The sequence below is a fragment of the Methyloceanibacter sp. genome (assembly GCF_049590335.1).
Taxonomy (GTDB): Bacteria; Pseudomonadota; Alphaproteobacteria; order Rhizobiales; family Methyloligellaceae; genus Methyloceanibacter.
The window spans coordinates 19,862-29,885 of record NZ_JBAWCQ010000141.1; the positions used below are offsets into that span (position 1 = coordinate 19,862).

Genomic DNA, 10,024 nt, shown 5'->3' on the forward strand with positions numbered 1-10,024 from the left:
CTCATGCCCATCACCATTCCTGAACTGAAAGACTGGACGCTCTCGATCGACTTCGAGCGTATTGCCTGGGCCATTGCCGACCGCGAGGGCGAGAGCATGAACGCGCTGGGGCGCCGCCCCACCGAAGAGCTGGAGACAATCGTCTCGACGGTCGAGGGCGCCGAGGCCGGCGAGATCAAAGGTCTTGTCCTCATCAGCGCCAAGGATACGAGCTTTATTGCCGGTGCCGACATCAACGAGTTCGACGGCTACGACACCGAGGACAAGATCAAGGATGCGGTGAAACAGACGCTCACCCTGTTCGACCGGATCGAAAAACTGCCCGTGCCCGTGGTTGCGGCGATTCACGGCTATTGCCTGGGCGGCGGACTGGAATTGGCTCTTGCCTGCCATTTCCGCATCGCGGATCGCGAAGAGGGGACGCGGCTCGGCTTTCCGGAGGTCAAGCTCGGCATCTTTCCCGGCCTGAACGGAACCGTCCGGGCGATTCGTGCCGCAGGGCCCCTGGACGGCATGACCGCGATGCTCACGGGCAAGATGCTACGCCCTGGCGCGGCGCGTGCCATGGGGCTTGTCGATCAACTCGTACCCACACGGCATAATCTGAGATGGGCCGCGCGCAAGGCCGTCCTCAGGAAGCGCCGCTCCGTAGGCGCGCCGTGGTGGAAGAAGCTCATGGCCAAGCAGCCCGTGCGCGGTTTCCTCGCCAAGCAGATGCGCGAGAAGACGGCTGCGAAGGTGCGCGAGGAGCATTATCCCGCCCCGTTCCGGCTGATCGACCTGTTTGAGACCTGTGGCGACGACCCCGAAGCGATGCGCCTTACCGAGACGGAAATGTTTGCCCCGCTGATGGTGAGCGACACCTCGCGCAACCTCCGGCGTGTCTTTAAACTGTCCGAGATGCTGAAAGCCGATGCGCCCAAAGGCGTCTTCAAGCCCCGCAAGGTACATGTCATTGGTGCCGGCACCATGGGGGGCGACATCGCCGCCTGGTGTGTGGCCTGCGGTATGCAGGCGAGTGTGCAGGATCTTGACGAAGCGCAAATTGGTAAAGCCCTGTTGCGGGCGAAGAAGCTTTTCAAGAAGCGCGTGCGCGGTAAAACCGCTTTCGACTCCGCGGTCGCGCGTCTCATTGCCGATCCTGAGGGAAGGCACATCAAGCATGCCGACGTGATCATCGAAGCCGTCGCGGAAAGGCTCGACGTGAAGCAAAAGATCTTTGCCGACCTTGAAGAGAAGGCCAAGCCGGGCGCGGTGCTGGCGACGAATACCTCCTCGCTGATGCTGGAGGAGATCGCCGCGCCGTTAAAGGATCCCGGACGCCTGGTGGGTGTTCACTTCTTCAATCCCGTGGCCCAGCTGCCGCTGGTCGAAGTCGTTCGGGGCGAAGCGACGCGCGAGGAAGAGATCGGCAAGGCCTGCGCCTTCGTGGCCGCGATCAACAAGCTTCCGCTCATCGTCAAGAGTTGCCCGGGCTTCCTCGTGAACCGCGTGCTCGCGCCCTACATGATGGAGGCCGTGCGGCTCTATCGGGAGGGGCAGCCGCGCGAGAAGCTCGATCAGGCGGCGCTGAAATTTGGCATGCCCATCGGACCCATGGAGCTCATGGACATGGTCGGCCTCGACATCTGCAACAAGGTGGGCGAGGAGCTCTCGCTCGCGCCAAAGGGTGAGGGCGACGGCGATAATCCGCTCGCTGGCCTCGTTCGCCAAGGCAAGCTCGGCAAGAAGACGGGCCAGGGCTTCTACGAATGGGTGGACGGCAAGCCGAAGCGTGAGGACATGGACTTCTCCAATACGGCGCTGACCCGCGTGGGCGAGGAACTTCTCGCGCCGCTCCTGGCGGAAGCTGCCCGCGCGGAGGCCGAAGGGGTCGTTGCCGATGCCGATCACGTCGATGCCGGGGTCATCTTCGGGACGGGTTTCGCGCCATTCCGGGGCGGGCCGCTGCATTACACCAAGACAAAGGATGCGGCGGGTGCAGACCAGGCCGCGGCATGACGCTCACATGATGTTCATGGGTCCGGAAGGAACACGATGACGAAAATGGAATTGCGTCGCGTAGCGGTTTTGGGTGGTGTCAGAACCCCGTTTTGCCGGTCACATACGGCGTATGCAGAACTTTCCAATCTCGACATGCTGACGATGGCGCTGACGGGCCTCGCCGAGCGCTTTTCATTAGGCGGCATGCATATCGACGAGGTGGTGGGCGGTGCCGTGGTCACCCACGCCAAGGATTGGAACCTGGCCCGCGAAGCCGTCATCGGTAGCCCCTTGGCCCAGACCACGCCCGGCATCACCATGATGCAAGCTTGCGGCACCAGCCTTCAAGGGGCTCTCGGCCTTGCGGCCAAGATCGCGACCGGCCAAATCGAATGCGGGATCGCGATGGGCTCCGACACGACGAGCGACGCCCCTATCGTGTTTCAGAAGAAATTCGCTAAGCGCCTCGTCGAAGCTTCCCGGGCGAAGAGCTGGAGCCAGCGTCTCGCCGCCTTCAAGGGCATGAGCCCGGGCGAGATCGCGCCTGTGCCGCCCGACACGCGCGAGCCGCGCACGGATCTCGGCATGGGCGAACATTGCGAGCTGATGGCTAAGGAGTGGAGCATCTCCCGCGAGGACCAAGATCGCCTGGCCTACGAGAGCCACAAGAAGGCCGCGGCTGCCTATGACGACGGCTTCATGGACGACCTCGTCATCCCCTGCGCGGGCGTCTTCCGGGACAACAATATCCGCGCGGATATCTCGCTCGAGAAAATGGCCGAGCTGAAGCCGGTGTTCGACAAGCAGGGGGGGACTATTACCGCCGCGAATTCGACGCCGTTAACGGATGGCGCCGCCACAGCGCTCCTGGCGAGCGAAGAATGGGCGGATTCCAAGGGAATTCCGGTGCAGGCTTATTTAACTTTGGGTCGTACTTCTGCCGTAGACTATGTCGAAGGTGAAGGGCTCTTGATGGCGCCGGCCGTTGCTGTGAGCGATCTGCTGCGGCAAGCGGGCCTTGCTCTTCAAGACTTCGACTATTACGAGGTTCACGAAGCTTTTGCTGCACAGGTACTCGCGACGTTGAAGGCATGGGAATCGGAAACTTATTGCCGGGCCAGATTAGGCCGGGACGCGCCGTTGGGTTCGATCGACAGGGCCAAGCTGAATGTCGAGGGCTCGTCGATCGCGATCGGGCATCCTTTTGCAGCCACAGGCGCGCGAATTCTGGCAGTTTTATCCAAACTCCTGCATAATGGAATGGGTAAAAGAGGTTTGATTTCAGTGTGTACCGCCGGAGGTATGGGCGTTGCCGCGATCCTGGAAGGGGTCGGAACGCCTAGCCCTGCCGGTGCGGTATTGAACGAGAGCACGCAATACTAAGTGTTCCACCGCCGGATCAAGTGCCGGGTCCAACGAGGCCCGCAGGGGACAGGGAGTTATTGTGACACTGCCGAGGCGCGGCTGAAATCCGCGCCTGACCCATGACGGAGGTTCTTATGCGGCACCATGTTTTCTCTGCGGCGATCGGCCTTGCCCTTGCCGCCGCTCTCCTTCCGGCGAGCGCCACCAGCGTACAGGCTGGCGATCCCTCTGGCTATTGGCGCAAAGCCAATCAGGGGCAGTTTCCCGCCAAGATGCAGCTGTATCGCTGTAGCGGCCGGGGCATCTGCGTGAAGATTGTTTGGCTGAAGAATCCACGCGACAGCAAGGGCCGCGCCCTGCAGGACGTGCGGAACGTAAATGCCTCGCTGCGCAAGCGCACCATCGAGGGCATGCATATCATCAGGGGCATGAAGCAGGTGAGTGCCAATCAGTGGAAGGGCACCGTCTACAACCCGGAAGATGGCAAGACCTATTCGGCGACGGTCACTTTGGCATCGTCTCGGAAAATCGTCCTGAAAGGATGCGTCGCATCCTTCCTTTGCCGCGAACAGGTTTGGCTGCGGACTTCCGCGCCGCCGCCGCGCGAGGAGGAGAAGAAACCGGAGACCCAGGTCGAGGCGTCGGCACAGCCGGGCGTTACACCCGTTGCGGCCTCGGCTGGCGCTGCGGCGGCAGGCAGTAGTGTCGCCAATGCCGAGGTGCTCGCGCCTGCTGCTCAGCAGAACTTGCAGCCGGGCTATCGTTACCTGAACGGGTCGAAGACAAACCAGCACCCCGAGAGTTTCGCCGGCGAGAGCGTGTCGAGCATGTTCTCTATGGCGACACCGCTTGCGCCCGGCAGCGCACAAGCTGCGGCAGGCGCGGGACCCGCGCCCGCACAAGCCGCTACGACAGACATGACGCCACCGGCGCCGCAGCAGGCTTCGGTCCAGCCGGAGGCAGCAGCACTGGCTGCCGAGCCGATGGCACCCGCAGCCGCTCCGGCGGCACCGGCAGCCGCGCCAACGCCTGATGTCGAAGCCGCTCCGTCGGAGGCAGTCCCCGAGCCGCAGGTTGCGGAGCAGTCTGATGCGGCCCAGGGACAACGGCGGACTTGGCGGGAGCGGCGTCAGATGCGCCGGCAGAAGCGTCTGAAAGAACTGCAGGCGCAGGGCCAGAACCTCATTCCCTGGCTGCGTTAGGCCCAAGGATCGAACACACACTCGATTGATTGCGAGCCCGCTTTTGCCGAGCGGGAACCCGTGGGCATCGTGGCCGTCGGTCTAGCCGGGCGTCTCGGCGCGCAGCGCTTTCTTCGACAGTTTGCCGATCATTGTTTTGGGCAACTCGTCGCGCAACTCGATCGCCGTCGGCAATTCGAGCTTCGATAGCTTCGGCCTCAAGAAATTCATGAGGTCCACCGCGCTCGCAGGGCTGTCTTCGTGGAGTCGGACATAGGCCTTCGGCGCTTCGCCGCGATAGGGGTCCGGGATACCGACGACGCAGCATTCGGCGACGGCCGGGTGTTCATAAAGAGCGTCCTCGATGCGGCGCGGATAGACTTTGAAGCCGGCACTGTTGATCATGTCCTTGATGCGGTCGACGATGAAGATGAAGCCGTCGGGGTCCATGTAGCCGACGTCGCCCGTGCGGAAATATGATCCGACGAAGGCGGCCGCCGTCTCGTCCGGCTTGTTCCAGTAGCCGCTCATGACTTGGGGACCGGCGATGCAGATCTCGCCCGGCTCGCCGATCGGCATCTCCTGGGCTGGGTTCTCGAGCGATCTTATGGCGATCTCGGTCCCGGGAAGGGGCAGCCCGATCGAACTGTCCTTGAACGATCGGAACGGATTGCAGGTGGCCACCGGCGACGTTTCGCTGAGACCATATCCCTCCACCAGCGAGCCGCCGATCAGCTTCTCGAAACCCCTCTTGACGTCCATTGGCAAGGCCGCGCCGCCCGAGATACAGAATTGCAGCGAAGAGAGGTCGAAGCTCTCAATATTGCGATGGTGCAGCAGCGCCTGAAACAGGGTCGGCACGCCTGGCATCACCGTGGGCCGCAGCGTGCCAATAAGTTTCAGGGTCTGGCCCATCTCGAATTTCGGCATGAGGATGAGCTCCATGCCGCTAGCGATCCCGAAGGTCATGACTGTAGTCATGGCGAAGACGTGGAAGAGTGGGAGCACGCCTAAAACCCGGTCCGTGGCCTCGGGGGGACGTTGGCCCCACATCCGCACCTGCGATGTATTGATGAAGATGTTGGCGTGGCTGAGCATGGCGCCTTTGGGCGTGCCCGTCGTGCCGCCCGTATATTGCAGGACGGCTACGGCCTCGGGCTTAATCGCCGGCCGCGCGAAGCGGCCGTCATTGGCAAGGAGGTCGTGTTCGCGGACGATTCGGCGGCGCTGGCTTGAGCGGCCGAGCTTGGCGCGGCGGACCCGCCGCGTCAGCTTGAGCCCGATTTGCTTCAGCTTGGGCAGGAGCGATGCGAAATCGCCGACCACGGCCCTTTTGAGTGTCCCGTCCGCCAGAAGTGGCTCGATCTTCTTGAACAGGAGCTCGAGATCGAGCGTCACCATGATCGCCGTCTGGCTGTCCGTGATCTGGAACGAGATCTCCTCGACGCTGTAGAGTGGGTTGAAGTTCACGACGGTGCCGCCGGCCTTGAGTATCGCGAAGTAGTAGATCAGGTAGGTCGGAGAATTCGGCAGCAGCAATCCGACCCGAATGCCCTCCTGCACGCCCAGAGCGGCCAAGCCCTTCGCGGCCCGGTCGGACATGGCGCCGATTTCAGCATAGGTGAGACGTCGGCCTTCGAAGTGCGTGCAGACCCTTGCGCCGTAGCGCTGAACCGCCTGGTCCAAGAGGCTATGGACGAGGTCTGGCTCGAACCGGGCCGTCCAGGACAGGCCGGCCGGGTAAGATTTAGACCAAGGTCGGGTCTGAGTGTCTGCTGCGGCCTCGGGTGTCGCTGGATTTTCCTTGACGGCCATCTGCGTGACGATAATTTGCCTTGCCAATCGGTAGGTTAGTCAGCTCGCGCCATGGCTTCGGGGAGGCAATTCGCCGCAAGCCCCAATTCCTGTATTATTATAACACGGGGTTGGCGTAGCGTGCGCTCACGCTCGTATGGGGTCCACAGATTATGCTGAAACGAAGGCAGCAGCAGGCGCAAAAACGCCCATTTTGTTAGCGATTAGAGCATACGGTATCGGAAATCGAGCGAGCATGGCGCGGGTGGACTTGGCCAGTTTTTAAGTCTATTCCATTGCCTGACTTGCCCTCAAACTCGCTATGTTTTAGCCAGGGAACTTTATATACGGACCCCTCAACGGGGCAGGGAGAGTGATATGGACGAGGTGGCCACCAAGATCATTGAGATTCTGCGGAAGAATATGAAGGATCCCTCCAAGGAGGTTACGCTCGAGACGCCTCTGAGCGACCTGGAGATCGAGTCCCTCGATCTGGCGGTGATTGTCTTTGATATTGAGGATACCTTCGGAATTGAAATTCCCTATAATGCTAATGAAGAAGTTGAAGCATTTGCGACGGTCGGCTCGGTTGTCGATCGCGTGAAGGGGATTATGGCAGATTCGAAGGCCTCGGGCGCAGCAGCTTAGACCAGCCCAACCGCTCGGGAGCTTTCCGGGGTATCGGCCAGGCTTGGAGTTACGGCTTAGCACTACATGACACAGTCTAACGGACGCAGGCGCGTCGTGGTCACTGGCCAGGGCGTCGTCACGCCTTTGGGTACGGGCGTCGAAAAGTTCTGGTCGGGATTGAAGACTGGCACTTGCGGTATTCGCGAGGTCCAGAGCTTCGACACCGACGAACTCTACATCACCATTGCAGGTGAAGTTCCCGACTTCGATCCCAGAGAGCGTGAGCTGAGCAAGCAGCTACTAATGGCGGACAAGTACTCGCAATATGCGGGTTGTGCCGCGCGAGAGGCCGTTGCCCAGGCGGGGCTCGAAACACCGATTAGCGACACCGATTCCTATCGGACGGCGTGCGTGATCGGATCGGGCGTTGGCGGTCTAACCACCCTCGAATTCTCTTACAAGATGCTCTTCAAAGAGAACAAGCGTGCGACCCATCCGCTGACGCTTCTAAAGGCGATCGGCTCGTCCGCATCGGCCCATGTCAGCATCGAATACGGCATCAAGGGTCCGACCTTCGGCGTCGTCAGTGCCTGTTCGACCGCCACCCATTCGATCGGTGTCGTCTACCAGATGATTCGGGGCGGGCTGATCGACACCGGTATTGCCGGCGCCGCGGAAGCTTCGCTCAATTGGGGTGCGACGCGCGCTTGGCAGGCCATGCGGGTGCTGAGCCCCGATGGGCTGTTTCCCTTCTCTAAGTCGCGCAACGGAACGGTTCTGGCCGAAGGGTCGGGCGTGCTCGTGCTCGAAGAGTATGAAAAGGCCAAGGCGCGCGGCGCACCTATTCTCGCCGAGCTCATGGGCTTCGGCATGACGGCGGATGCAGCCGATATGGTGAACCCGTCCATCGATGGCGCCTCGACCGCGATGGAGATTGCGTTGGACGATGCGGCTCTGGCGCCGTCCGACATCGACTATGTCAACGCGCATGGTACCGCGACTGCGGTCAACGACGTCAACGAGACGCGGGCGATCAAGCGCGTGTTCGGAAATGCCGCCAACAACCTGTCGATCTCGTCCACCAAGTCCATGCATGGGCACACGCTCGGCGCATGCGGCGGGATTGAAGCGGCTGCCGCGATCAAGGCCATGGAAGAGAACTTCGTGCCGCCGACGATTGGTCTCGGCGAGACGGATCCGGAATGCGATCTGGATTACACGCCGAATGAAGGCAAGAAGCGCGACATCAACTACGTGATGTCGAACTCATTTGCTTTCGGCGGCCTGAATGCCGTCCTCGTGTTCGGCCCGGCACCGGCTTAAGCCGCAAATCCAAACCCAGAAACTAGTTTCCGAGACATGCAAGGGCACACTTCAGGAACGCTTGCCCGTTCTCGTGCGATGGATGTTCTTGGCATAAATGGACCCTTTTTGGCAGAAAACGCACTGACCGTCAGGAAGCTCCAACCTCATAGTTATCCCTCAGAGTTGATGCAGTCGGAGTCTCGACCAATGAGGAAGGCTATGAATCACGAACAATCAGCGGTACAGCAGCAGTCGCCGTCCAAATACGGACGCGTTGCGCGCGAAACCAATGCTATAGAACCTAGTTCAGAATACGTAGACTTCTGGAACGACGTCCTTGTGCCCAAGTTCATCACTTACAAGCACATACTGGTCGACGGGCTAACGCACCATAGCGCGGCGATCTTTCCCAGTCTGCCGGTGAAGCAAGGTGACAAAGTTCTCGACATTGGTTGTGGGTTCGGCGACACGGCCGTTAGGCTCGCAGAGCGTGTGGGGCCAACGGGAGAGGTAACCGGCGTCGATTGCTGTGGGCCGTTCCTAGAATTCGGTCGTATGGAAGCCGCAGAGAGAGGTCTTGAGAACGTTTCGTTCATGGAGGGCGACGCTCTTCACGAGCGTTTTGAGCCCAACTACGACTTCGTTTTTTCTCGGTTTGGGACGATGTTCTTCGAGAACCCGGTGGCGGGTCTGAAGAACATGAGGAGAGCGCTCAAACCCGGCGGCAAGATGATTCAAATTGTTTGGCGTAGGTCTGAAGACAATCCTTGGCTCAGCATGGCTAAAAACGAGGTGCTTCGCTTCTTACCGCCGCCAGGTGAAGGCGCTCGCACCTGCGGTCCCGGACCCTTTTCAATGTCGAACCAGGAGATGGTCACCAAAATGATGGAGGTAGCTGGCTACAGCAAGATCACCTTCGATCGTGTCGATGCCCCAGTCTTGATCGGCAAGACGGTAGCGGACGCCATCAACTTTCAGCTCACCTTGGGGCCAGCGGGAGAGGTGTTTCGTGAAGCAGGCCCGGAAGCTGAGTCAAAGCGCAGCGAAATAGAGGCTGCACTCGCTGTAGCGATTGATGCCCAGAAGAAAGAAGCAGACGGAATCGTTATGAACTCGTCTTCATGGGTGATCTCCGGCACGAACCTGTCCTAGAGAGATTGGCGGTCCAGCCGGGCCGCCAATTCTTGTTGTCCGCGTTGAGTCATTAGCTGAACTCAGAACACGACCCAGCGACAACTGCATTGCATCCGACACCAGAAATCCTCAGCTTGGGCATTGAGGTCTGCTAAGCGCCACAAGCGGACGTTCTATTTCGGTAGCTGAGCCGGAATGACATAGAGCTTGCCCGTGTTTCGTACGTAAAGGATGCAATCCGCTCCCCTGTCACACGCAAGCCGATGCGCCACGTCTCCCTCTGAACCGAAGTAACTACCCGGTTCCAGCTTCTCAACATCGGACCCACTCGATTGCTGGTGACTGATTTGGCCCTGGATCACCACCGAGCGCAACAAAGCCCCATCGCCATGCAACTCGCTTTTAAAGCCGACTGGCAACTTAATGAAGGCCCCACTCAACCGTCCGTCCTGCGGACGACCCCACAGGAAGGTTACCTTTGGCCCTTTGTCAGAGGCTGGGAGTCCAGGCGGATTGATCCAAACGATGTTGGATGCGTCCACGATTATCGGTCTTTCGCCGCCAACAAATGACTCCTCCGCGGGAAGCACCAGATACGGAGCCACGTCAATATCGATGTATGCTAGGTTGAT

General features: G+C 60.4%; 8 protein-coding genes. 6 read left to right on the plus strand and 2 right to left on the minus strand.

All coding sequences use genetic code 11. The annotated features are described in order from the left end of the window. The first annotated feature begins 3 nt into the window (after positions 1–3). The 3 genes from WBQ77_RS11090 to WBQ77_RS11100 all read left to right on the plus strand — a co-directional run bounded on the left by WBQ77_RS11090 (position 4) and on the right by WBQ77_RS11100 (position 4,550). The gene (locus WBQ77_RS11090) at positions 4–2,001 is read left to right on the plus strand and encodes a 3-hydroxyacyl-CoA dehydrogenase NAD-binding domain-containing protein (protein ID WP_424060264.1); all 1,998 of its coding nucleotides are present in this window, start codon (positions 4–6) and stop codon (positions 1,999–2,001) included. A 45-nt stretch (positions 2,002–2,046) separates the two neighbouring features. Next, positions 2,047–3,366: an acetyl-CoA C-acetyltransferase gene (locus WBQ77_RS11095; protein WP_424041590.1), complete on the plus strand. Its 1,320-nt coding sequence runs from the start codon at positions 2,047–2,049 to the stop codon at positions 3,364–3,366. Positions 3,367–3,482: 116 nt separating this feature from the next. Next, positions 3,483–4,550: a DUF2147 domain-containing protein gene (locus tag WBQ77_RS11100; RefSeq protein WP_424060266.1), complete on the plus strand. Its 1,068-nt coding sequence runs from the start codon at positions 3,483–3,485 to the stop codon at positions 4,548–4,550. Positions 4,551–4,631: 81 nt separating this feature from the next. On the opposite strand, the gene WBQ77_RS11105 is transcribed toward WBQ77_RS11100, so the two are convergent. Continuing rightward, positions 4,632–6,371 (minus strand): long-chain-fatty-acid--CoA ligase, encoded by a 1,740-nt coding sequence (locus WBQ77_RS11105; RefSeq protein WP_424060268.1) that lies wholly within the window; start codon positions 6,369–6,371, stop codon positions 4,632–4,634. Positions 6,372–6,701: 330 nt separating this feature from the next. Between WBQ77_RS11105 and WBQ77_RS11110 the strand changes: the two genes are divergently transcribed. The 3 genes from WBQ77_RS11110 to WBQ77_RS11120 all read left to right on the plus strand — a co-directional run bounded on the left by WBQ77_RS11110 (position 6,702) and on the right by WBQ77_RS11120 (position 9,410). Continuing rightward, on the plus strand, positions 6,702–6,971 hold the full coding sequence (locus tag WBQ77_RS11110) for an acyl carrier protein (RefSeq protein ID WP_424041595.1): 270 nt from the start codon (positions 6,702–6,704) through the stop codon (positions 6,969–6,971). Between the two features lie 66 nt (positions 6,972–7,037). Beyond that, positions 7,038–8,276, plus strand: a complete 1,239-nt coding sequence (locus WBQ77_RS11115; RefSeq protein WP_424041597.1) for a beta-ketoacyl-[acyl-carrier-protein] synthase family protein — start codon at positions 7,038–7,040, stop codon at positions 8,274–8,276. 201 nt (positions 8,277–8,477) lie between these two features. After that, positions 8,478–9,410 (plus strand): class I SAM-dependent methyltransferase, encoded by a 933-nt coding sequence (locus WBQ77_RS11120; protein WP_424060270.1) that lies wholly within the window; start codon positions 8,478–8,480, stop codon positions 9,408–9,410. A 155-nt stretch (positions 9,411–9,565) separates the two neighbouring features. Here the strand turns inward: WBQ77_RS11120 and WBQ77_RS11125 are convergent. After that, positions 9,566–10,024: DUF4437 domain-containing protein (locus WBQ77_RS11125; protein WP_424060272.1), on the minus strand; the 459-nt coding region annotated here is incomplete at its 5' end.

Bases quoted from the DNA above. Each gene is read 5' to 3' on its own strand.
- WBQ77_RS11090 (WP_424060264.1), top strand. From the start codon at position 4: ATGCCCATCACCATTCCTGAACTGAAAGACTGGACGCTCTCGATCGAC.
- WBQ77_RS11095 (WP_424041590.1), top strand. From the start codon at position 2,047: ATGGAATTGCGTCGCGTAGCGGTTTTGGGTGGTGTCAGAACCCCGTTT.
- WBQ77_RS11100 (WP_424060266.1), top strand. From the start codon at position 3,483: ATGCGGCACCATGTTTTCTCTGCGGCGATCGGCCTTGCCCTTGCCGCC.
- WBQ77_RS11110 (WP_424041595.1), top strand. From the start codon at position 6,702: ATGGACGAGGTGGCCACCAAGATCATTGAGATTCTGCGGAAGAATATG.
- WBQ77_RS11115 (WP_424041597.1), top strand. From the start codon at position 7,038: ATGACACAGTCTAACGGACGCAGGCGCGTCGTGGTCACTGGCCAGGGC.
- WBQ77_RS11120 (WP_424060270.1), top strand. From the start codon at position 8,478: ATGAATCACGAACAATCAGCGGTACAGCAGCAGTCGCCGTCCAAATAC.